24 protein-coding genes are annotated in these 23,898 nt (G+C 36.5%); 11 read left to right on the plus strand and 13 right to left on the minus strand.

Annotated elements, in window-relative coordinates:
- Nucleotides 1-168: 168 nt before the first annotated feature.
- Nucleotides 169-861: an MBL fold metallo-hydrolase gene (locus ACORJQ_RS08875; RefSeq protein WP_321323784.1), complete on the plus strand. Its 693-nt coding sequence runs from the start codon at nt 169-171 to the stop codon at nt 859-861.
- A 353-nt stretch (nt 862-1,214) separates the two neighbouring features.
- Here the strand turns inward: ACORJQ_RS08875 and ACORJQ_RS08880 are convergent, their stop codons facing one another.
- Nucleotides 1,215-1,640: an FKBP-type peptidyl-prolyl cis-trans isomerase gene (locus ACORJQ_RS08880; protein WP_321323786.1), complete on the minus strand. Its 426-nt coding sequence runs from the start codon at nt 1,638-1,640 to the stop codon at nt 1,215-1,217.
- An 86-nt stretch (nt 1,641-1,726) separates the two neighbouring features.
- Here ACORJQ_RS08880 and dnaQ point away from each other — a divergent pair, with 86 nt between their 5' ends.
- Nucleotides 1,727-2,428, plus strand: a complete 702-nt coding sequence (gene dnaQ, locus ACORJQ_RS08885) for a DNA polymerase III subunit epsilon (protein WP_321323789.1) — start codon at nt 1,727-1,729, stop codon at nt 2,426-2,428.
- A 105-nt stretch (nt 2,429-2,533) separates the two neighbouring features.
- Here the strand turns inward: dnaQ and rnhA are convergent, their stop codons facing one another.
- Nucleotides 2,534-2,998, minus strand: coding sequence for a ribonuclease HI (gene rnhA / locus ACORJQ_RS08890; RefSeq protein ID WP_321323791.1), 465 nt, complete (start codon nt 2,996-2,998; stop codon nt 2,534-2,536).
- Nucleotides 2,999-3,185: 187 nt separating this feature from the next.
- The gene (locus ACORJQ_RS08895; RefSeq protein ID WP_321323793.1) at nt 3,186-3,986 is read right to left on the minus strand and encodes a methyltransferase domain-containing protein; all 801 of its coding nucleotides are present in this window, start codon (nt 3,984-3,986) and stop codon (nt 3,186-3,188) included.
- A 76-nt stretch (nt 3,987-4,062) separates the two neighbouring features.
- Here ACORJQ_RS08895 and gloB point away from each other — a divergent pair, with 76 nt between their 5' ends.
- From gloB to ACORJQ_RS08910, 3 genes are all read left to right on the plus strand, one after another.
- Entirely contained in the window at nt 4,063-4,839 is a 777-nt protein-coding gene (gene gloB, locus ACORJQ_RS08900) for a hydroxyacylglutathione hydrolase (protein WP_321323794.1), read from the plus strand.
- A gap of 98 nt (nt 4,840-4,937) precedes the next feature.
- Complete coding sequence (locus ACORJQ_RS08905; RefSeq protein WP_321323796.1) at nt 4,938-6,887, plus strand: LysM peptidoglycan-binding domain-containing protein; 1,950 nt, start codon at nt 4,938-4,940, stop codon at nt 6,885-6,887.
- Nucleotides 6,888-7,120: 233 nt separating this feature from the next.
- Nucleotides 7,121-9,202 (plus strand): transglycosylase SLT domain-containing protein, encoded by a 2,082-nt coding sequence (locus tag ACORJQ_RS08910; protein ID WP_321323798.1) that lies wholly within the window; start codon nt 7,121-7,123, stop codon nt 9,200-9,202.
- A 352-nt stretch (nt 9,203-9,554) separates the two neighbouring features.
- Here the strand turns inward: ACORJQ_RS08910 and cysS are convergent, their stop codons facing one another.
- Nucleotides 9,555-10,931 (minus strand): cysteine--tRNA ligase, encoded by a 1,377-nt coding sequence (gene cysS, locus ACORJQ_RS08915; protein WP_321323800.1) that lies wholly within the window; start codon nt 10,929-10,931, stop codon nt 9,555-9,557.
- A 292-nt stretch (nt 10,932-11,223) separates the two neighbouring features.
- Here cysS and ACORJQ_RS08920 point away from each other — a divergent pair, with 292 nt between their 5' ends.
- The 3 genes from ACORJQ_RS08920 to ACORJQ_RS08930 all read left to right on the plus strand — a co-directional run bounded on the left by ACORJQ_RS08920 (nt 11,224) and on the right by ACORJQ_RS08930 (nt 13,370).
- Nucleotides 11,224-11,835: a peptidylprolyl isomerase gene (locus ACORJQ_RS08920; RefSeq protein WP_321323801.1), complete on the plus strand. Its 612-nt coding sequence runs from the start codon at nt 11,224-11,226 to the stop codon at nt 11,833-11,835.
- 41 nt (nt 11,836-11,876) lie between these two features.
- Nucleotides 11,877-12,380, plus strand: coding sequence for a peptidylprolyl isomerase (locus ACORJQ_RS08925; protein WP_321323803.1), 504 nt, complete (start codon nt 11,877-11,879; stop codon nt 12,378-12,380).
- A 228-nt stretch (nt 12,381-12,608) separates the two neighbouring features.
- Complete coding sequence (locus ACORJQ_RS08930) at nt 12,609-13,370, plus strand: UDP-2,3-diacylglucosamine diphosphatase (protein ID WP_321323806.1); 762 nt, start codon at nt 12,609-12,611, stop codon at nt 13,368-13,370.
- Between the two features lie 83 nt (nt 13,371-13,453).
- Here the strand turns inward: ACORJQ_RS08930 and ACORJQ_RS08935 are convergent, their stop codons facing one another.
- From ACORJQ_RS08935 to ACORJQ_RS08955, 5 genes are all read right to left on the minus strand, one after another.
- Nucleotides 13,454-13,798 (minus strand): hypothetical protein, encoded by a 345-nt coding sequence (locus ACORJQ_RS08935; RefSeq protein ID WP_321323809.1) that lies wholly within the window; start codon nt 13,796-13,798, stop codon nt 13,454-13,456.
- A gap of 102 nt (nt 13,799-13,900) precedes the next feature.
- Entirely contained in the window at nt 13,901-15,163 is a 1,263-nt protein-coding gene (locus ACORJQ_RS08940) for a dicarboxylate/amino acid:cation symporter (protein ID WP_321323811.1), read from the minus strand.
- Between the two features lie 102 nt (nt 15,164-15,265).
- Nucleotides 15,266-15,562, minus strand: a complete 297-nt coding sequence (locus ACORJQ_RS08945; protein ID WP_321323813.1) for a rhodanese-like domain-containing protein — start codon at nt 15,560-15,562, stop codon at nt 15,266-15,268.
- Between the two features lie 159 nt (nt 15,563-15,721).
- Nucleotides 15,722-16,225, minus strand: coding sequence for a phosphatidylglycerophosphatase A family protein (locus ACORJQ_RS08950; protein ID WP_321323815.1), 504 nt, complete (start codon nt 16,223-16,225; stop codon nt 15,722-15,724).
- Nucleotides 16,226-16,335: 110 nt separating this feature from the next.
- Complete coding sequence (locus tag ACORJQ_RS08955; RefSeq protein ID WP_321323816.1) at nt 16,336-17,547, minus strand: argininosuccinate synthase; 1,212 nt, start codon at nt 17,545-17,547, stop codon at nt 16,336-16,338.
- Nucleotides 17,548-17,807: 260 nt separating this feature from the next.
- Here ACORJQ_RS08955 and asd point away from each other — a divergent pair, with 260 nt between their 5' ends.
- From asd to ACORJQ_RS08970, 3 genes are all read left to right on the plus strand, one after another.
- Nucleotides 17,808-18,707 carry an archaetidylserine decarboxylase gene (gene asd / locus ACORJQ_RS08960; RefSeq protein ID WP_321323818.1) on the plus strand — a complete coding sequence of 300 codons (900 nt, stop codon included), beginning with the start codon at nt 17,808-17,810 and terminating at the stop codon, nt 18,705-18,707.
- Between the two features lie 36 nt (nt 18,708-18,743).
- Nucleotides 18,744-19,082 (plus strand): P-II family nitrogen regulator, encoded by a 339-nt coding sequence (locus ACORJQ_RS08965; protein ID WP_321323820.1) that lies wholly within the window; start codon nt 18,744-18,746, stop codon nt 19,080-19,082.
- A 340-nt stretch (nt 19,083-19,422) separates the two neighbouring features.
- On the plus strand, nt 19,423-19,632 hold the full coding sequence (locus ACORJQ_RS08970; protein WP_321323822.1) for a cold-shock protein: 210 nt from the start codon (nt 19,423-19,425) through the stop codon (nt 19,630-19,632).
- Nucleotides 19,633-19,824: 192 nt separating this feature from the next.
- Here ACORJQ_RS08970 and ACORJQ_RS08975 read toward each other — a convergent pair whose 3' ends face one another.
- The 4 genes from ACORJQ_RS08975 to glnL form a co-directional block, all read right to left on the minus strand.
- Complete coding sequence (locus ACORJQ_RS08975) at nt 19,825-20,373, minus strand: hypothetical protein (RefSeq protein ID WP_321323824.1); 549 nt, start codon at nt 20,371-20,373, stop codon at nt 19,825-19,827.
- Between the two features lie 121 nt (nt 20,374-20,494).
- Complete coding sequence (locus ACORJQ_RS08980) at nt 20,495-21,265, minus strand: hypothetical protein (protein ID WP_321323826.1); 771 nt, start codon at nt 21,263-21,265, stop codon at nt 20,495-20,497.
- 120 nt (nt 21,266-21,385) lie between these two features.
- Nucleotides 21,386-22,840, minus strand: coding sequence for a nitrogen regulation protein NR(I) (ntrC, locus tag ACORJQ_RS08985; RefSeq protein WP_321323828.1), 1,455 nt, complete (start codon nt 22,838-22,840; stop codon nt 21,386-21,388).
- Nucleotides 22,837-23,895: a nitrogen regulation protein NR(II) gene (gene glnL / locus ACORJQ_RS08990; RefSeq protein WP_321323830.1), complete on the minus strand. Its 1,059-nt coding sequence runs from the start codon at nt 23,893-23,895 to the stop codon at nt 22,837-22,839. Before glnL ends, ntrC begins: the two co-directional genes overlap by 4 nt.
- Nucleotides 23,896-23,898: the final 3 nt, after the last annotated feature.

Below are 23,898 nucleotides of genomic sequence, written 5' to 3' on the forward strand. Positions count from 1 at the left end.
TAGATAATAACCAGATTAATTTTTTATATCGAAAGTTTGTTTAAGAACAAATATTGCGACTATAAAGGTGTCTTTAAAAGCTGTATTATAGCAAATACATTACTGAATACGCTGCCAATACGTAGCTCAACAATTCAGCTTTCACCTAACCAATTAAGGACTAGCATCATGAAAATTCGCCAATTATTTGATTACGACACATGGACTTACACCTATTTACTATGGGACGAAGCAACCAAAGAAGCGGCGGTAATTGATTGCGTGTTAGAACAGGTTGACCGTGATATTCAGCATATTGAAGAACTTGGCTTAAATGTTAAGTATCTTTTAGAAACCCATATTCATGCCGACCACATTACGGGTGCTGGCCCAATTCGTAAACGTACTCACGGAAAAATTGTCGTACACAAAAACTCAGGCTCTGAATGTGCTGATATTTTAGCGGTTGAAGGTGATGTATTTAAACTGGGAGAGCAAGAGATTAAAGTCATGCACACACCAGGTCACACAAATAATGATATTACTTACTTGATTGATGGTGCTGCTTTTACTGGCGATACATTATTAGTTCGTGATTGTGGACGAACAGATTTTCAATTAGGCAGCAATGAAGATATGTACCACTCATTAACTGAAAAGCTATTTAACTTACCTGAAGATACCTTAGTTTTTCCTGCACATGATTACAAAGGCTTTACTCAAAGTACCATTGGTGAAGAGAAGCAGTTTAATACCCGTGCTGGTAACGGCAAACCTTTCCAAGACTTCTCAACCATTATGGATGGTTTAAATTTACCTAATCCAAAACGTATTGATATCTCAGTACCAGGTAACTTAAAGTGCGGTAATTTAGACGACTAAACCGCGACTAAATTACAACTTAAAACCTGACCTACAAAAAAGCCCGATTGAATTTAAATTCAATCGGGCTTTTTTAATGCCTGGTGATCAAGAAGAGCTATTATCACCATTATCAAATCACGTTAGATTGTCCTCTAACACCGCCAGTTCAAGGAAAAACAAGAGAGTGTACGAATAGTGCTCGATCGTTTTTGACAAAGAAATGGCGGTGTTAGAGCTTGTAACGATGACAGTTAAAACGAGTTAGATTGTTCTATAACACTGCCAGTTCAAGGAAAAACAAGGGAGTGTACGAATAGTACTCGACCGTTTTTGACAAAGAAATGGCGGTGTTAGAGGACAATCTAACCGTTTTAATGGACTTCTAGGACTTCTACTTTATAATCCAAGGTTTTATCCGCTAATGGATGATTACCATCCAAATAAACCTTATCTTCAGTAACTTCTACAATACGAAATACCACCGTATTTCCATCTGGGTCTTCCGTTTCTACAGTTGAACCGACTTCAATTTCAACGTTATCTTCAAAATTTTCTGGTCCGGCAAATACAATTAAATCTTGGCTAGTAACACCATAAGCTTTTTCTGGTGGAATAGTTACTTTGGCTTCAAATCCTGGTTCTTCACCTTCTAAAAACTCTTCTAAGCCTTCAATAATTTCGCCTTCACCTTGAATATAGATCACAGGGTCTGAGTCAAATGTTGAATCGATGATATTGCCTTTATCATCACGTAACTCATAGTGAAATGTTACACGGCTGCCTTTTTTAATTCTCATAACTGACCCTTTAATACTTTAATGTGATGTGAACAGGTTTTTTGCTTTAAAATAATGGACGATATTTTACCGTAAAGAGAATACAAATGCGTCAGATTATCTTAGATACTGAAACAACAGGTTTTGAACCCCAAAATGGTGATCGGATTATTGAGATTGGTGCGGTTGAAATGGTGAAACGCCGTCTTACTCACAACAATTATCATCAATATGTTTTTCCAGAACGTTCTGTGCCGCAAGAAGCGATTGAGGTCCACGGTATAACCGATGACTTTCTAAAAGATAAACCAATCTTTGCCAAAATTGCTGATGACTTTATGGAATATGTAAAGGGTGCAGAACTTATTATTCACAACGCCCCTTTCGACGTAGGCTTTATTAACCATGAACTCTCTCTTTTACCTAACAATAAATGGGGGAAGATAGAAGACCATTGCGTGATAACAGACTCACTTAAAATGGCTCGTAAAACCTATCCTGGTCAGAGAAACTCATTAGATGCTCTTTGTAAACGTCTGTATATAGACAACTCAAATCGTACTCTTCACGGGGCTTTACTCGATTCAGAAATCTTAGCCGATGTATATTTGGCAATGACTGGTGGACAGACCGCCCTAATACTAAATGCCGACAGTCAACAAAACGCCAATAATGAAGATATTCAAGTACGAATTAGAAGTGATCGACCTCAATTAAGAGTCATTAAAGCCTCTGATGCTGAAACCATTTTGCATGAGAAGAAGTTAGAAGAAATTTCAAAAAAATGTGGTGAATCTGTAGCCTGGTAACTAATTAAGTAACAACGATAAATTACTAAGGCGAATTCGTTTGTGGTTTAAATGACTCAATTTTAAAAGACATATTCGCGTAATTGGCCTTAACCTATTAACAGCTTAACCTTGCCTCATCATTTGTAATTCATCAATTGCCAAATTGGCCAATTCATCCACCCGCTCATTTTCTGGGTGACCAGAATGGCCTTTAACCCAAAACCATTGTACTTTATGACCTTGCATTGCCGCGTCTAAACGAATCCACAACTCTTTATTTTTTACGGGTTGGTTGGCTGAAGTTTTCCAACCGTTTTTTTGCCATCCTTCCATCCATTTTGTTACGCCGTTTTTCACATACTGTGAATCGGTTGTAATATGAACCACGCTCGCTCGATTTAACACTTCAAATGCTTGAATAGCGGCCATTAATTCCATTTGGTTATTGGTCGTATTTTCTTGAAAACCGTTAAGCTCTTTAAAATGTAAACCGTATTTCAAAAGAACACCCCACCCTCCAGGGCCTGGATTGCCTCGACAGCCTCCATCGGTAAAGGCATAAACAATTGACGTATTCTGTAATGACATTTTGATTCTTTTAATTGGTTGTTTTATTAGTGATTAATTAATGACTAATTAATGATTATTTGATGATTAGTATTGGCATTTAATTAGAACTTTTTAACTCAGTTTTTATCTTTTTTTTGAATTTACCAGGCCTGGTAAATCAGTCAACTTAATAACTAAAAAACACAATAAAAGTTAAAAATTATGATTACTTTTTCAGGTTCTTTTTGTCTGTTGGTTGTTTTTTATATGAACCTGATCGTTGAGAGGCAACGGCACCATTTCTAATACCTTGCCACCTAGGTAAATGCCATTTTAAACCAACTAAAGTTGGTGAATCGACATGTTTTCTTGCCACCAAACAATAAACATTTCCAAAATCTAAACCAATTCGTTTAAAACCTTTTTCTATGGTTTCTATGGTCTTTGCCCAGAATTTATATTTCTCATTTTGAGCAAAACACATTACCGAGCTGTATTTTACGGTTTTTACATCGTAACCCAAGACCTCAAGCCACTCTTTTAAACGGCCTACACGACGATAATGGGCATCATTAAACCCTGATAATTTAGAAAAATGTTTTAACCTTAATGGCATGCAAGCTAATGAATTAAAACCAGTAATTACAATATGCCCTTCTGGCAATAACATACTATCTACCTGACGCAGAAGGTAGTAAGGATCATCAACCGTTTCAAGGGTATGCGGTAAAAAAACCACATCCGCTTTTTCTTTACCTATGGGTAAAAAATCAAGCTCTGCCTGTATCCAACAAATATCTTTACTGTTTACTATTTTAGGTGAGATAACTTCATCAACTAATAGCTTGCATGAAATCCGGCTGCTCGCTAATAAGCTGGTTTTAGATACACATCCAAGTTGCACTAAAAAGTAACCAAAAAGGTTATGTAATGCATCATCAACCAGACGTTTTTCTTGTTCATAAACCACCTCTCCGGGTGAGGTAGCAAACCATTTTTCTAAAAACTGCTGAAATCCCACATTCATGGCTCTTTTCCCAGTATTTTTTTATGTATTTTTGATAGAATAAGCCCAATTATAACAATTGGTTTTTGCATCTTATATGAATATCGTTGGCTTACCCGCTCTCATTGGCACTTATGACAATTATATTTGGATTATGCACGACGCTCATCAGGCCTGGATTATTGACCCTGGAGAATCAAGTCAAGTCATTGATTATCTAAATAAAAATCAACTGACCGCTAAAGGTATTTTAATCACGCATCAGCATGGTGATCATGTTAACGGCATTGAAAACATTCTTAGCCACTTCCCCCATACAACGGTGTATGGTCCAGCAAAAGCAAACCACTCGTCTATTCAAGTAAAATGCAAAGAAGGTGATATTGTAACCTTAACAGATGATGTGCAATTGACCGTTTTAGATACCCCTGGCCACACTAAAGACCACATTGCGTTTTATAACGATACCCTGCTATTTTGTGGTGACACTTTATTTACCGCAGGCTGTGGACGAGTATTAGGCGGAACCGTTGAGCAGTTTAGTGAATCTATTTTGAAGTTACGAAACTTACCCGATAACTTAGCATTTTACTGTGCTCATGAATATACCAATACCAATCTTACGTTTGCTAAATTAGTTGAACCTCAAAATAATGACTTGCAAAAACGAATTGAACTGACTCATATTAATTACCCATCAATACTGAAAGAGCCACAATCTACTCTGGGTGAAGAGAAAGCAACTAATCCATTTTTAAGATTTGATACCGCAGAACTTAAACGCAAGCTTGTTGAACGTGGAGCTAGCGAAAATGCTAGCAGCTTATTTGCGACCTTAAGAGAATGGAAAGATGAGTTTGACAGGCAAAACTAATTTGTTTGCATGCTAATAAAAAATTGAAACATATTTACAACAGAAATTAACCAAGATACAAAACACCAAAAAACGATTAACTCAAAAAAATAATAAACATGACCCATAAACAAAAAACAACCAAAACGACTATGCAAAATGTACCTCTGCACAAAGCCATTCAGCAAATATTGCACCGTTACAAAAACGTAGCTTCTGCCGTTGTTGGAATTGGGTTAAGTTCTGTATTGTTAACTGGGTGTGTAACCAATCAAGCCCAAACAGTTCAATCAACTGACTCTTCATTAATAAAGCCCGTTACTACCATTAGTGAAATAACCAGCCATAAAAACAATGCTCAGCCAGCAAAAACTGACGTTACCCCAGACAAAATTAATCTTGAAGTAGCCACTCAAATTCATTACTCAAATATTTGGGATGAAATGAGCCATAACTTTAATTTAGCTGATGAGCATTATGGTAAATACGATAATTATTTACATTTTTATGACCAGCGCAAAACGCATTTAAAACTTATTTCTGAACGTGCTAAGCCATATTTATACTACATATTAAATGAAGTAAAAAAACGCAATATGCCTTTTGAAATTGCCCTTTTACCTGCGGTAGAGAGTGGTTTTAAAGCACGAGCACGCTCACATCAAAGTGCTGTTGGTCTTTGGCAATTTATACCAAGCACTGGTGACCTTTTTAACCTTCACCGTAACTGGTGGTATGACGGACGTAAAGATGTTGTGCAAAGCACGACGGCTGCTCTTGATTATTTACAAGAGCTATATGCATCAAATAATAACGACTGGTTACTGGCTTTAGCTTCTTATAATGCCGGCCTGGGTAATATTTATCGTGCTCAACGCAAGTATCGTAAAGACCATAAAGAGCAGCCTGGAATTAAAGATTATCAACCCAACTTTTGGGAAATTCAACGCTACCTTCCAAAAGAGACACAAGGTTATGTTCCAAAATTGCTGGCAGTAGCACATATTGTAGAAAATCCAGAAAAATTTGACGTTACCCTAAAACCAATTGATAACGAACCTTTCTTTAAAATATTTACCCTTGATAAACAAGTTTCTTTACATCAAGTTGCCAATGTATCAAGCACCTCAAGCCAAACGTTTAAAAAATTAAATCCTTGCTACTACCAACCTGCTACACCACCTAATGGCGAACATCATATTTTACTGCCTATTAAAAAGGCCGATAAATTTGCACAATTACTGCAAAGTGATTCGCATTTATTTAAAGTACATTGGAAAAAGCACAAGATTAAACCTGGTGATAGCTTGAGTGTTATCGCTTATCGATACAAAACCTCATCTAGTGCAATTAAAAAACTTAATGGCATGAAAAATTCAAATATACGTGCAGGCAAAACCTTATTAATCCCTATTCCTGTAGATCGTTCTAGCGTTACTTTAGCTAAAAATAGTTCAACGATTAAAGCGGTTCAAAAAAACCAAAGCCATAAATCACAACAAAAACAGTTAGCTGATAATCAAACAAATTCATTAACCAAAAGAAAACATATTCACACGGTTAAATCAGGTGATTCTTTATGGAAATTAGCTAAGCATTACAATACCAGCATTAAACAGCTAGCAAGCTGGAATAACCTACCACCTAAGACGAGATTAAAGCAGGGTCAAAAATTAACCATATTTACGTCACAAAATAAGACAAGCAAAACCATAAAAACGACGGCTAAATTAAATAATAAAATTGTGCATGTGTTAAAGTCAGGTGAGAGTTTATGGCTATTAGCTAAACGTTATCAGGTTAAAACAGTACAGATTGCCAAGTGGAATAACATATCTACTCACAAAGTACTAAGGCCAGGAATGAAACTCACTATTTGGAGCCAAGCTCCACATGATTTAGCAACTAAATACATTGTTAAAGATGGTGATAACTTATGGAATATTGCTAAGGCAAACCAAATTTCAGCTACTCATTTAGCTAAATTTAATAAACTATCGCTCAAAACTTTTTTACAACCTGGACAGGTATTACAGATTCCTGCATCATCAGCCACGCAAGAAGGTTAATTAAGGATGATTTAAATCATCTTAAAAGAGATTAATTTAGCAAAAGCTTCAAAAAGACTTTTAATTGTCTCAGTAAGCCGTAAAATTACTTAATATATTGACTCGATATAATCACTTATTAAAATCACAATAAAAGTAAAAATCCGTATTCTCAAATAAAACAGGTTTAACTCACTCGTTTATTTAAACATTCAATACGTGAACCTTAAAAATCACCAACGATGGAATTGATTTTGACTGATAGAAATCCCAAAATTTCTTATGCTAGCAGCCATACTGAAGCAGTAATAAATACGGCACCTTTAACAAATAGTGCTCAAAAAATAGTCCTGTCACCTCAATACGTTTATCAAACTCTTTATGCCTTTTTATGGGTTGTAACAATAACCCTCTTTGCCATCCCGCTAAACGCTAATGCTCAACCCAATAAATCGTTATTAACACCACAACAACAAGATTTTTTAGATGCCTATAAGGCGATTAAACGCAATGATCGTAAAGCGATTGCCAATTATAAAAAAAAGCTAAAAAATTATCCCTTAATTGTCTATATTAATTACCACGACTACCGCTTACATTTAGCCACGACACCTAAAAAACAAATTAAAGCCTTTATTGCTAATAACAAAAATAATTATCTGGGAGATAGGCTCTATAGCAAATGGCTTACCTATTTAGCCAATAAAAAACACTGGACCACGTTTCTTCAAAACTATAAACCTCAAAAATCTTTAAGCCTACGTTGCTACCACATTCAAGCCCTTGCTAATCGCAAGCAAGTCTCTAAAGCATTAGAGTTAGCCAAGCCTATTTGGCAAGACCAGACCTATTTAAATAAGGCCTGCAAGCCACTAGACAAACTTATTCGTAATCACAAAAAACTGACCGGCACCATGTTATGGCATCGTATTGAACTCGCCATGAGTAAAAGAAAAATCAATCTTGCTAAAAAACTAAGCAAGGACTTATCTGCAAAAGATAGAGCTATGCTCGACTACTGGATACGAGTCTATAAAAAACCAGAATTAATTGCTAAACCTCTTCCAAAGAGTATCTCACCTACCGTTAAAAAAAGTATTTTTACGCAAGGTATTCGCTCTCTCGCATCCAAAAATCCTAACTTGGCCAACACCAGCTTAAATACCTTTTATGAACAGTACGGGCTAAATAAGGACCAATACGCCGTACTTAAACGCAAAATTGCCTTAAGAACCGCCTATAAATATGCTCCGCAAGCTGAGGAATACTTGGATGAAGTTAATGGAAGTTCTGCTAAAAACAAAGACACCCTACGTTGGCAAGCTCAAGTAGCATTAAAAAAATCAGATTGGGCAACTCTATTAGAAACCATTGAACTCATGCCAGCAGAAAACCAGAAAGATAAACAGTGGCTCTATTGGAAAGCACGAGCGTTAGAGGCATCTAAACAACATAAAGAGGCAAATGATATCTATAATCAACTTGCTAAACAACGAAATTATTATGGGTTTTTAGCCGCTGATAAACTCAATAAACCTTATCGTTTTAACCCTAACCCAGTTAAAAAAAGAGACACTAAATATTTAATTAAAAAATACCCAGAGCTACAACGTATACAAGAGCTCATGGCGGTTGATTGGCCGTTAAGTGCTAAGCGTGAATGGTATCAACTGCTTAAACGTGTTGATAGTAATGAACTACAAGCCATTGCTGTTCTTGCCTATCAATGGGAACAATACTCACAATCTATTCGTAGCTTAGCTAAAGCAAAAAATTGGCATGATTTAGGTTTGCGTTTTCCAACCCCACACAAAGAACCGGTTATGCAAAATGCCAATAAAAACAATATTGATCCAGCTTGGATTTACGGAATTATGCGACGTGAGAGTGCTTTTTCTGAAGATATTCGTTCACCAGTAGGTGCGGTTGGTTTAATGCAGATAATGCCCAAAACAGCCAAATATATCGGTAAAAAGATTGGTGTAAAAAAGGTCTCTTATCAAGATTTATCAAAAGCAGAAAACAATATACAACTTGGCAGTGCTTATTTAAGTTATTTAAGTGATAAATACGCAGGCCAAAAAGTACTAGCAACTGCTTCATATAATGCAGGCCCCAACAGGGTTGATTCTTGGATTCCAAAAACAGGAATGCTTCCAGCAGATCAGTGGATTGATTCAATCCCTTTTTCAGAAACTCGTGCTTATGTAAAAGCCGTGTTGGAATACACGACCATATTTAAATCAATAATGAACAAAAAATACGACCGTCTAAAAGATGTGATGCCGCCAATTGGACACAAGAATATTAAAAATACAGATCCCGCACACCCTTAAAATTCAACTATTAATAGAAGTTATTAAATAGCTTTTTAGCTCATTTACTTCAAAATATGGCTTCTAATAGATAACAAGATACTTTTTTAGACAAAAAAAACCCGAGTTGGACGACTCGGGTTTAAATACATTATCTCAATAGAAATAATCAGAGGAGGATACTCATGAAGAAACATGAATGACTAAAGTATATTAGTATTCTCTTATCTTGTCAAATATAAATATACTTTTGGCTTAATAAGCAAAATCTATAAGCAATTTTAAGTAGCTGTTTTATATACACTTATTTTTACTAAGGAAATTATTTACCTCCTTAAATCTAGCATATCCCCTTAAAATACAAGGCTCACAACTAACCTCTTCGCCAAGTTGTTCCTTCTGCACTGTCTAACAATTCTATCTTCTGTTCAGCTAATAAATCTCTAATTTCATCTGAGCGAGCAAAGTTTTTTTCTGCTCTTGCATTTTTTCTTTCTTCAATAAGTTGAGCAATCATCTCATCAGTTAAATCTGAATCATTCGGTTGAGATTTAAAAAAGCTTTCTGCTGAATGTTCTAATAACCCAATTTGATTTGCTAACTTCACAAGTAAAGCGACCAGGCCTGGTAATTTAGTTTTATTAACTTCTTTGGCCAATTCAAATAACACCGCAATGGCTTTAGGTGTATTAAAGTCGTCATTCATAACTGCCATAAATTCTGCTTCGTACTCGGTACCTTCAGTAGGTTGAGTAGCAGAAGCCAAATCTACGTTTTCGATAGCGGTATATAAACGCCCTACACTCGCTTTTGCACTATTTAAATTTTCTTCTGAATAATTTACAGGGCTACGGTAATGACTAGAAAGTAAGAAATAACGAATCACCTCTGGGTGATACATCTTTAACACTTCACGAATCGTAAAAAAGTTATTTAACGACTTAGACATTTTCTCATCATCAATTCTTACAAAACCGCAATGCATCCAAGTATTGACATAATGTTCACCAGTAGCACATTCAGATTGAGCTATTTCATTTTCATGGTGTGGGAAAGATAAATCCATACCTCCACCATGAATATCAAAATGATTACCTAGACATTTGGTGGACATGGCTGAACATTCAATATGCCAACCTGGACGTCCATTACCCCAATCTGAATTCCAACTAGGTTCATTCTCTTTAGAAGCTTTCCAAAGAACAAAATCTAATGGATCTTGTTTAACTTCATTAATATCAACACGAGCACCAGATTCTAAATCATCGGTGTTTTTACCTGACAAACGGCCATAAGAATCAAACGCTTTAACTTTAAAATATACATCGCCATTCTCTGCTGGATACGCAAAACCTTTTTGAATCAATGTACCAATCATCTGACGAATATCATCCATGTGCTCTGTGGCCTTAGGTTCCATATCTGGTCTTAAGACGTTCATAGCTGCTTCATCAGCGTGCATTTCAGCAATCATGCGTGTGGTAAGATCTTGAATAGATTCACCATTTTCTAAAGCACGTTTAATGATTTTGTCGTCAATATCTGTGATATTTCTTACATAATTTACGTCATAGCCTAAGGCTCTTAGATGACGAACTACCGTATCAAACACCACCATTACACGAGCATGGCCAATGTGACACAAATCATATACTGTTACACCACATACATACATCCCAACTTTACCTGGGTGAATTGGAGTAAAAAGTTCTTTTTTGCGGCTTTCAGTATTATAAATTTGTAGGCTCATAATATTCCTATCGTATGGTCAAAAGCGAAATAAGTTTATCTACTTATTTACTATAAAATTGTGATTTTTGTGTATTTGTATGTTTTGCAACACTACCCAGCCAAATTAAGATTAAACAGCCCTTAAAGAACCTTTAAGTGAATCTTGAAATAATGACCTTAAATAATGACATCATCATTAAAATTCAACGTTAAATAGGTAAAAACCGTTCTTAAGGACTTAAGTCTATTAAAACTAGGTGTTAGAATGCGGCTATTGTATCTTATATACGTCAATAATTTTGGAGTGAATCATGACAAGAAGATTGTTTTTAACCTTAAAAGCGAGCCTGTTAACCTTATTTGTAAGCACGGCTGTTTTTGCTGAATCTACGGCACCACAAGCTAAAGCAACACCTCAAGAAAACCCTCAAGTATTAATTGAAACGACATACGGTACGATTGTATTAGAACTTTATCCTGATAAAGCTCCAAAAACAGTTAAAAACTTTTTACAGTATGTAAATGAAGGTTTTTATGATGACACTATTTTTCACCGTGTGATTCCAAACTTTATGGTTCAAGGAGGTGGTTTTACTGAAGACTTTACTAAAAAAATCACTCATGCTCCAATCCCTAATGAGGCCGACAATGGTTTACGTAACCGTATTGGAACTGTGGCAATGGCTCGTACAAATGATCCAAATTCGGCTACAGCACAATTTTTTATTAACGTAGCACAAAACACCTTTTTAGATTTTCGTGAAAAAACACCTCGTGCTTGGGGATATGCAGTATTTGGTAGAGTGATTAGTGGCATGAAAACCGTAAATCAAATTCGTAACGTTAAAACTGGCTTTAAAAATGGTATGAAAGATGTACCACTAAAAACGGTAAAAATCATCAAAGCCCGTCAAATCAAGTAGAATACGCAGCCAATAAATTAAAGAATAAAAAAGGATAAAGCATGTCAAAAGTAATTATTGAAACCACTATGGGAAACATCACCGTTGAACTAGACAGTGAAAAGGCTCCTGTTGGAGTAGAAAACTTCATTCACTATGTGATGGATGGTTTTTATAAAGGCACAATCTTTCACCGCATCATTCCAAACTTTATGGTGCAAGGCGGTGGCATGATTGAAGGCATGCAGGAGAAAGACTCAGATGCACCTATTGAGAACGAAGCTGATAACGGACTAAAAAATGAACGCGGAACATTAGCTTATGCTCGTACTATGGATCCACATTCAGCAACTACTCAGTTTTTTATTAACCTAAAAGACAATAGCTTTTTAGACCACACAAGTAAAGATACTCAAGGCTGGGGTTATGCCGTGTTTGGTAAAGTTATTGAGGGAATGGATGTGGTTGATGCAATGGCTGGCGTAGAAACTACTTCTCGACGCGGACATCAAGATGTACCTGTAGAGGACATCACCATCACCAAAACAACTTTGATTGAAGATTAATTATATCTCTAGTTCAGCTTTTCAAAACTATGCTGTAAACGTTTAGTTTTGCATTGAGTGTTGTATTTAGTGTTTTCTAAATATTGACTACAACCTTTATAAACCAGGTCTTTTGCTCTTTTATATACATTTTTAGAGCATTTCTACAGGCCTGGTTTTTTTCATTTATGAATTTACCCCTTAGCTTTCTTTATTGGTAAAATTGGGCTAACTACAAAGAAGAAATAGATGAAACAAACACACCCTTCCCCAAATTTACCCTACACTCTTGTTGTTGCAGATATACATCTTCAACCAATGCATAAACACCCCATCAATAAGACCTTTATGGACTTTTTAAAACAGGAAGCTCCATCAGCAGAAGCGCTATATATCTTAGGCGACTTATTTGAAATGTGGGTAGGTGATGACGTAGGTTTAGAGATGTATGCCGAAATTATTACTGAATTCAAAAAACTGACTGATGCAGGTCTGCCAATTTATTTACAGTATGGCAATCGTGATTTTTTAATGAGAAAAGCCTTTTGCCAGGCCACCGGCATTACGATTATTGAAGATATTGCATTAATCACATTATATAACGAGCCTTATCTGTTTTTACATGGTGATACATTATGCACCGATGACATCGGCTACCAGCGTATGCGTAAGGTTTTAAGAAACCGTTTTATTCAATGGGCTCTGTTAAGTTTATGCCGTAAACGCCGACTTTATATTGGAAATAAGTTACGTAAAAGTTCCAGTGACTTTACTGAAAAAAAGCCAAATCAAATAATGGATGTTAACCAACAAAGCTTATGTGAAGTGTTTAAAAAATTTCCACAAGTCACTCATATGATCCATGGACATACACACCGACCAGATCATCATATTATTGAAGCCGAGCACAAAACCTTACATCGCTGGGTTTTAGGTGATTGGCGCCCTGTAGCACAAATCATAAAAATCGATGCAAATGGCCCACAACTTATCGATTTTCCAGCAAAGTAAACCGATCTTTAATTAAAAACCCCCTACATTAAAAAACCGCATAAATGCGGTTCTAAAATCCTGACGTATTAGTGACTGAGAAGTTAAGAATCGAATTTTAAAAATTTAAACTCTAGTTCACCATTTGGGCTTAGAGTAAACCTTACTTTCTCTTTAACTCTTCCGGCCTCTTGAGTGCCAGAACAAGTCCAAGCAATGGCCCAATCATAACTATAATCACAACGGTATAGATTGTCTTTAATATGAATTACAGCATCAACACGCATATTACCCGTGTAATTTGCTGCTTGGCTAATATGACTCATATCCTGCACAAAGTCATCGCTGTAATTTTCAATACATTGATTAAGTGAGTCTTTTATTTTTAGAGTATTCTCTTCATTTTGTAAACTTACCAGGCCTGCTAAATCTGCAATGATAATTTTCAATGGGTTATCCTTTTACATTCTCAATTTTAATCACTTTATGTGGCCTGTATAGCAAACCTTTTTAGCTTTTTAAAGTTATGACAAAACCTAAAAACTACAACACTAAAATTCTTTAGAAACCAGAATATTTTTCTCACCTTCTGATTTAGCAATAACGACAGCACCTACTGAATCACTAAAGATATTCACCGCTGTTCGCATCATATCTAATAATCGATCGACTACTAATAATAAGCCAATTGCTTCTGCAGGAAGCCCTACTGCTACTAAAATAATACTGATTGCCACCAAACTTGCTGATGGAATGCCTGCTACACCAATTGAGGTCGTCAAGGCAACAAATACAATTAACAATTGAGTGGCAAAGTCTAGTTGTACACCAAAAAGCTGAGCAATAAAAATAGCAGCTACACATTCATAAAGAGCGGTACCATCCATATTAACAGTAGCCCCTAATGGCAATACAAAACTTGTTACACGGTTAGACACCCCTGCTCTGTGCTCAACGGCATTTAATGAAACAGGTAGCGTAGAAGACGATGAGCTAGTTGAAAATGCGGTTAACAATGCAGGTGCCATTGCTTGATAGTGTAACCATGGGTTTTTAATACCGCCAAACACTCTCAGAATAATCGGCATAACCACAAAGAAATGAATTGACAGTGCCGCCACTACTGTCATAAAAAATAGAGCAAGATTACCAAATTGATCAAACCCTGTTTTAGCAACCGAAGCGGCTACTAGGCCAAAAACACCTAGGGGAGCAAACTTCATGACTAAACCTGTAATTAACATCATGACATCAAAAATTCCCTGCCAAAAGTTATTCATAGTATTAGCTACTTCACCTTTAAGCTGCGTCATAAAAAAGCCAAACAACAAGCTAAAAAATATCAAACCTAGCATCTGACCTTGTGAAGCCGCGTTCACAATATTAGTAGGTATCATTCTTAAAAAAACCTCAACCACATCACCAGCTGATTTACCTTGAACCGCTTGAGTAATATGCTCATTAGCTTCAATTTGAGGTGGAGGGTTTCCTGTTACACCTGGTTGAATAATATTGACTAAGACCAGGCCTATTAAAATAGCTATAAAACTGGTGGCAACGTAATAACCTAGTGTTTTCATACCTAAGCGGCCAAAACCACCTTGGCTACCAACACTCGAAATACCTGTAATAATGGCTGACACAACTAATGGCACAACAATCATCTTTAAAGCATTCAAAAATAAAGTGCCTATAAAGGTATAAATTGCCAACCAATGAATGCCTAAAATAGTGCCTTCTGTACCCGTATATGCCCCCATTGAAGCGGCTAAAACTAATGCAATTAAAATCTGCCAATGCAATGCAAGTTTCATATTAAATCCTTAAAGACTTTTTAGGTTTATCAATACAAAAAAAGCACTTAAAACTGAAGTGCTTTAAGTGCTTTTATTTTTAAATAGATTAGCTGTTGTATGCTATAGATCTGGACATTGATGCCAAGACATAAATGAACCGAGGTTATAGACCTCGGAAAAATTTTGCGACAACAAAATTTGCATTGCCATATGTGAACGTTGCCCTGAACGACAGAATACAATTACTGGTAAATCCGCATCTAACATGCTCTCTCCAACACGGTCAATATCTTGAAGCGGGATATTGATCGCGCCAGGTAGTTTACTCATAGCAAACTCTTCAGGAGTTCTTACATCAACCAACTGTGCATTTTTTTCTTTTACTAAACGTTTTGCATCATCGCATGGAATAAACATTTTTATTCTAACTCCCACTTATACTGTAATTTTGGTGCGTAATATACCTTAAAAAGGTATTTTTTTATATACACAACAGTTTTAAAGTTATTAATGATAGACAAAGTAAAACTTATAATCAATTATAAAGTTGGTTCACCATAAATAACTTTATATAACTTAACGGCTCGCCATTAATAAAAAAACAGCCCAAATTAGGATAATAGAATAAATCGCGGCCAATACATCATCAAGCATAATACCAAACCCGCCTGAAACTTTTTCATCAACCGTTTTGATTGGCCAAGGCTTAAAGATATCAAATACTCTAAAAACAACAAATGCTAGTACCCAATACTGCCAGTTTTGTAACGGAAGCATAATCAATACTAACCAAATACCTACAAACTCATCCCAAACAATGCCACCGTGATCATGCACTTGCATATATTCTGATGATTTACCGCAAATATAGCTCCCAGCAAATAAGCCTATCGTTAATAAAATCCATGCTGCAATTTCTGACCATAACAAAACAGGGAGAAACAAAAGTAAGCCTAAAAGAGTTCCCGCAGTACCTGGTCCTTTTGGAGATAAACCTGAGCCAAAACCAAAACCAAGCATTAATAATGGATGTTGTCTTAACTCAGAGAAACTAGGAATACGTGGGGATTTATTAGACATAACTTTCGCACTTATTGAACATAGAATAAAATTACAAACTCAGAAACAAAAACAGCGTTAAAAATAACGCTGTTTTGTAAACTAACACATTAAAATAATTAATAAATTAATTATTTAAGACGTTTTTTTGCTGCTGTTTTAAGGCGCAAGGCATTTAACTTAATAAACCCTTCTGCATCTTTGTGGTTATAAGCACCACCATCTTCTTCAAAAGTTGCGATTGCTTCATCAAATAAACTGAACTCAGACGTACGCCCAACAATAATCACATTACCTTTATAAAGTTTTAAACGTACATTACCAGTAACATAAGTTTGCGACTGATCAATCAATGCTTGTAGCATTTCACGCTCTGGTGCAAACCAAAAACCGTTATAAATCATCTCAGCATACTTAGGCATTAACTCATCTTTAAGGTGAGCCGCATTACGGTCTAATGTTAAAGATTCCATTGCACGGTGTGCTTTAAGCATAATAGTTCCAGCAGGTGTTTCATAACAACCACGAGCTTTCATCCCTACAAAGCGGTTTTCAACGATATCGTCACGACCAACACCATTTTCACCACCCACTTTGTTTAGGTATTCCATAACCGTTGCAGGAGACATCTTGTCGCCATTAATTCCAACAATATCGCCTTTCTCAAACTCAATATCTAAGTAAGTCGCTTCATCAGGAGCATTTTCTGGTGAAACTGTCCATAACCACATATCTTCTTCTGGCTCATTCTCAGGGTGTTCAATGACACCACCTTCATAAGAGATGTGCAGTAAGTTAGCGTCCATTGAATAAGGTGATTTTTTACCTTTTTTCTTTTCAACGGCAATATTATGCTCTTCTGCATACGCCATCAGTTTTTCACGAGACATTAAGTCCCATTCACGCCAAGGTGCAATAACTTTAACGTCAGGCATTAAAGCGTACGCATTTAATTCAAAACGAACCTGATCGTTTCCTTTACCTGTTGCACCGTGAGCAATGGCATCAGCACCCACTTCTTTAGCAATTTCAACTAAACGTTTAGAAATCAACGGACGTGCAATAGAAGTACCTAAACGGTATTCACCTTCATAAATCGCATTGGCACGCATCATAGGGAAAACAAAATCACGTGCAAACTCTTCACGTAAATCTTCAATATAGATCTCTTTAATTCCCATTGCTTGAGCCTTAGCTCGTGCTGGTTCAATCTCTTCACCTTGACCAATATCAGCGGTGAAAGTAACAACTTCGCAGTTATATTCATCCTGTAACCACTTAGCGATAATTGAAGTATCTAAACCACCAGAATAGGCTAAAACGACCTTTTTTACGTCAGACATGATTAATTTCCTTACTATGAAATATTTAATTGCGCGAATTATACATTAAATAGCCCAAAACATCATAGATTTACAATTAAACAGGGATAATATATTGGCTACAAAAAAGCCCATTTTTATTCATTGATTCCCTCAAAAAACATCTCTCTTTGTACTATTGATTGATAAAGCAATTAAAATATGCAGTAGCCACCTTGAATCTTTTACTTTAGAATCCCATAACTTAGACTAGTTTATTTATTTTTAAGGAAAGCTTGGTAATGGCAAAACTTATGGACCTGATAAAGGTTACCCCACAATATTTTATCCCCAAACATTTGCTTTCTAGTGGCATGCATGGGTTTATGCAGATTGAAACCCCTTGGATTAAAAATAATGTCATTAAGTTACTTACCAAAATTTACGGTATCAACATTAGCGAAGCGGCTGACGAAAATATAGAGAACTATCCACACTTTAATGCTTTTTTTACCCGAGAATTAAAACCGGACGCACGCCCTATTGATAACTCTCCAGATAGCTGGGTAAGCCCTGCAGATGGCTTAATCAGTCAGTCAACACACATTGAAGGCAATAAAATCATTCAAGCCAAATGTCACACCTATACATTAGAAGCTCTTGTAGGTGGTGATATTGAATATGCTAAAAAATTCCAGAATGGTGAAGCCGCCGTTATCTACCTTTCACCCAAAGACTACCACCGTGTTCATATTCCCGTTGATTCTAAATTACTTTCTATGACCTATGTTCCTGGAGATTTATTCGCAGTTAATCCCTCCACTGCTCGCCTTGTAGATGGTCTGTTTGCTCGTAATGAACGTTTAGTTATACGCTTTGAAAGTGAAAAAGGTCCTTACTGCTTGATTATGGTTGGAGCGATTTTTGTAGGTAGTATGGAAACCGTCTTCCAGGGTAAAGTTACGCCAGATTATGAACCTACTATCCAACACTGGGATTACACTGATGAAAACATTAGCTTCTCAAAAGGTGAAGAAATTGGGCGTTTCAACATGGGGTCAACCGTGGTTTTACTCACTCCTGAAGGTCAATTACCTGAATTAGGAAAGATTCGTCCAGATACCCCTATTCAAATGGGTCAACATTTGGCAAAATATCCAATCAACAGTGAAGTCGATTCAAACAATACAATAGAAGACTAAGCAGAACACTAAGCTCTTAACTCTTAAGGAAGTAATATGAAACTGATTACCGCAGTAATTAAACCATTTAAACTTGATGACGTTCGTGATGCTCTTCATGAAATTGATATTCATGGTATGACCGTAACTGAAGTAAAAGGATATGGACGTCAAAAAGGTCACACAGAAATGTACCGTGGTGCAGAGTATGTTGTGGACTTCTTACCAAAGCTTAAGCTTGAAATTGCTATTAAAGGTGAAATGGTTGACTCTGCTATTGAAGCAATTATTCAAGCAGCGCAAACAGGTAAAATTGGTGACGGTAAAATATTTGTAACCAGTATCGAGCAAACAATTCGTATTCGTACAGGCGAAACAGGTGCAGAAGCTCTTTAATAGTTTTCCAACCTAACTAACTTTCCTTAAAAACGCTACTAGCCAACAACTACGTGGCGTTTTTGTTTATTATTTTATAAAATAATAAACTCAAATCACACAACAAATCCTACCATGACCATTTTCTTTTAAATAAAAAAACTATTACTAGACATTTCCTAATAATCTCTGTATGGTTATACCTAGCAAGAAAGAAAGCCTAAAATTTATATCCTACATTTCGTTGTTTTATTCGTAACACCCGTTCTGAAGTTTTAAAGTAAAGTCAAGATTTCCACTGCTACACAAGTCATAATTATTTTATGACACAACTCTATTTATAAAATTCAGGTACATTATTATGTCTAATACAGTTAAAGGAACCGTTAAGTGGTTCAACGAATCTAAAGGTTTTGGTTTTCTAGAACAGGAATCTGGTCCAGATGTTTTTGCTCACTTCAGTGCTATCTCTGGTGACGGATTCAAAACTCTTGCTGAAGGTCAGCAAGTTGAGTTCACAGTAACTCAAGGTCCTAAAGGTCCTCAAGCTGAGAACATCGTAGCTGTTTAATTAACAGTTTAGATTTCAAAAGCTAATAAAAAAGGGAAGCATTTGCTTCCCTTTTTTTATGCCTTAATTTTAGCGTCAGTCAAATGACTTTAATTTAAAATAACTTTCAAATTTACCAGGCCTGGTAAAATCGAAATAATCTCGCTATATAATTCAGCTAGATCAGTAGCTAGATCAGTAATACATAACTTACTATTGAAGTTCCGCTTCATCCATAGGTTTCATAGTCAATTTAAGCAACCTAACCTCATCACCTGTTTCACGGTTTTTATAAATATCATGCATCGGTTCCTCTCTCACCAACTCATAATACTCATGCATATAAACAGAACGCTCTTCAAAATAACGTTTCAATAAAGAAGTTTCTAAACGCCAGCCTTTTGGCATAGCAACACCTTTAACAGGTTCATCAGATTGTAAAGTTGCGATGCAGATTAAGGTATTATCTTTAAGTTTGGTAAACTGCACTTTTAACCAATCTGTAGGCGTTTCTGTTTCTCCAAATTGAGAGACCATTACCATCTCTTTACCTTGAATTAAACCACCACCTTCTAATGCAGCTAAAAACTCATTCGCTTGGGCTAAATCAACAAAACCAATTCTTAGTAAATCTTGGTCTGAACAAATTGCGGTTGGATGTAAAGTACCTTCTACGGCTCCTAAAACATCGAGTGCCTTTTGGTTTTTCACCGCTTCTTGTTTATTTAGAACAATTGAATACCCTTCAATTAAAACTGCCATTTTTCTATCCTATAAATAAATATGAACATATTTTATCAAGACTTTCAGGCCAGTAGATTAACAAGCGTAATGATGTGTATAAATAAAGAGTTATACAAGAGTACTATTATTATGTGCGGTTTTATAAAAAACTAACGCCAACATAGTTTTTTTGCCATTTATTTGAGCCATTTTCACCCAAAGGTATTACCTGCCACTCCCAATTAAAATCTGCTTTAGGAGGCTCTACATCCCACCAAGGGTCAAAACGATCAATTTCTTGACCGAGTTCATTAAATTCGATATCTAAACGGTCTGCAATTAAGCAAACCTCGCCAGAAAACTGTCTAAGATAATGCATATGAGCAAAAATAAGCTGCTTACCTACAATGTCCGCATCTTCTTCAGATAAATTAAAATCCGTAATAAGCCATCTAACAGGTATAAGAGGAAGTTGTGTTATAAGATTCAAAGAGACCACTAAATCAATTGTAGTATCGTCTAACCAGGCAGAAGGTGATTGCACCACGGCTTCTCCTTGTGAAATCCAATCTAATGACTCGGTTACATCATGTTCAATTAAAAAAACATTCTCTAACCCCTGAACCTTGTTTTGTGCTGACTTTAAAAAAACCAAATCAACTAAATAAACTTGTTCAAACTGAGTAGCCAGTTCAGTTACTGGTACGTCTTTCAATGAACCCGCTCCAAAGATTAAAACCGTGCGATGTTGCACAGCCCTTTCTGCTGCTTTCAATATAACTTTTCGGCAGTTTTGATAGTGTTCATCCCACTCTTTCTGACAACGTTTAGCTCTTGCATCCATCGCAATAGCTTCTTTTACATATCCCATCTCTTTTGCCTGTTTAATCTTAGGGGTGGTGGTTAAATACTTCCAAAACTCTAAAATCATATATTTTCTCTGACAAAATCAAACTAATGACTTGGCTTATTTTTGCATGCTATAACGCCATGCAAATAACAAACCAAGTATTAAAGGTAAACAAACGTTTTCAAAATAGAGGGTAAAAAGTTATTCGTCTAAGCCCAACGCTTGGGTTTTTCTGGTTAAGGTATTTCTCCCCCAACCTAATAGCACCGCCGCTTTTTGGCGGTGGTTAGCAGATGCCTTTAAAGCAACTTCAATGAGGACTTTTTCAAAGATCTGTTCTGCTGCGGTATGCAAACCTTCTCGGCCACTTTTAATAAATTCTTCTGACCATTCTCTTAGAGGTTTTTCCCAGTTATCCCCTGAAGCCTCTTCACAAATATCACTGCTTGGATTTTGCAACTCTAACGGCAAATCGTCCATATATACAGTTTTATCTGGTGCCATAATGGTTAACCAGGTACACAAGCTTCTAAGCTGCCTAACATTACCTGGCCATGGCAGTGATGATAAGAACTTCACAACATCTTTACTGAGAACTTTTTCTTCTAAGCCTAATCCACGAGCTTCTTTTTCTAGGTAAAAACGCAGTAAAAGTGGAACATCTTCAGATCGTTCACGTAAAGCAGGGACTTTAATACGAATGATATTTAAGCGATAGAGTAAATCTTCACGAAATTTACCTTCACGAACTAAGAGCTCCATATTTTGGTGTGTTGCGGCCACAATTCTTACATTGGTTTTAATGGCACTTTTACCACCAACTCTATAAAAACTGCCATCATTTAATACACGTAATAAGCGTGTTTGCAAATCAACGGGCATATCCCCTATTTCATCCAAAAACAGAGTTCCGCCATCAGCTTGTTCAAAACGACCTACACGCTGTGAATGTGCACCGGTAAACGAGCCTTTTTCATGACCAAACAATTCAGACTCTAATAATTCTCTTGGAATGGCTGCGGTGTTAAGAGCCACAAATGGCCCCTCAGATCGTGGGCTTAATTCATGTAATGCTTGGGCAACCAACTCTTTACCAGTCCCCGTCTCACCATTAATCAATACAGTCACATCTAATTGAGAAACTCGTCCAAGAACCCTAAAAACCTCTTGCATTGCAGGTGCTGCACCAATGATATTAAGAGGTTGTTTCTCAGCTTTTGGGCTACGTTTTGCGCGTTTAACACCCCCTGATTGAAAACGCTTTACTGCGCGGTCAACCAAAACCGAAACCTCATCAATATCGAATGGCTTAGGAAGGTATTCAAAAGCACGGCTTTGAAAGGATTTTACTGCCGTATCTAAATCTGCATGAGCGGTCATAATAATGACAGGAATTTGCTTATCTAGTTCATGCAAAGCTTCCATAAAGGTTAAGCCATCCATATCTGGCATTCTTACATCACTAATCACCGCTGATGGTGGAAATGACTCATACGCTTTTAACGCGGTTAAAGGCGAATCAAATATCTTAACCAAATAAGGCCTATCTTCTAGTGCCGCTTCCAAGACCCAACGAATCGATGCATCATCATCCACAACCCAAACAATTGGCTCAATTGTTTCATTGTTTAAATTAGTATTGCTTTCTGTAGTCATGCATCATTTTCCTTTTGATTCAAGGGCAGGTACACTGTAAACACAGTATCTCCCGGTTCACTCTCTGCAACAATCAGCCCATCATGCTGACGTAATACATTTTGTGCAACAGGCAAACCTAAGCCTGTTCCTTCTTTTTTACTGGTTACCATTGGATAAAAAATTGAGTCAAATACGCTTGCAGGAATACCTTCTCCCTCATCTTTTATACTGATACTAGCCACCAACGGATAGGTTTTTGCTCCAAGTGTAAATTTGTGCTCTACACGCGTTTTAATAGTTAAAAACCCGCCAGTATCTTTCATCGCCTGAATACCATTCTGAATTAGATTAAGCAGTGCTTGCACCATTGCTTCAAAATCCATATAAATGTCTGGAATACTTGGATCATAATCTAATTTAATATAGACATTTTCAGGCTTTTCACCCTCTACAATCTGCAAAACATATCGAATTAATTCATGCACGTTATGCTCAGCTTTTTCACTATTTTGTTCAGGGCCCAACATACGATTTACCAAATTTTTTAAACGCAGTACTTCTTTTGCAATCACCTCTAAAAAAGAAGATTCTTTGTCTTCAGGGCCAAAACGTTTTTGCAACAACTGGGTGGCGCCATAAATACCAGCTAGAGGATTTTTAACTTCATGAGCTAAGGTTTTGATAAGTAAGTTACCTGCTTCATACTGGTGCCACCGCTCGTCTTCTTCAACGATTCTGTGATGCCTTTCTGTATTGTAAATTTCAAATAACCAGCCTTGCTGACCACATAGTTCATACGGAGTAATAATGGCACTCACTCGGATTTTTTCTAAACCCTGTACATTGAGCGTATATTCATGAATAGTGAGTTTTTTATCAATCGAATCTGCCAAGTTATCTACCAGGCCTGGTAAAACATTCTGCCAACTCTCTCCAATCATGCGATTAGGACTTACTTGAAAGATTTCACCTGCAGCAACATTCATAAATTGAATTCGTTCGTTACTATCTAACCAAAGTACTGCCGTGGTTAACCCTTCAAGCATTTCATTAAATAATTTTTCTGATTGCATTTT

Source organism: Thiomicrorhabdus sp. (assembly GCF_963662555.1).
In the GTDB taxonomy this organism is placed as follows: Bacteria; Pseudomonadota; Gammaproteobacteria; order Thiomicrospirales; family Thiomicrospiraceae; genus Thiomicrorhabdus.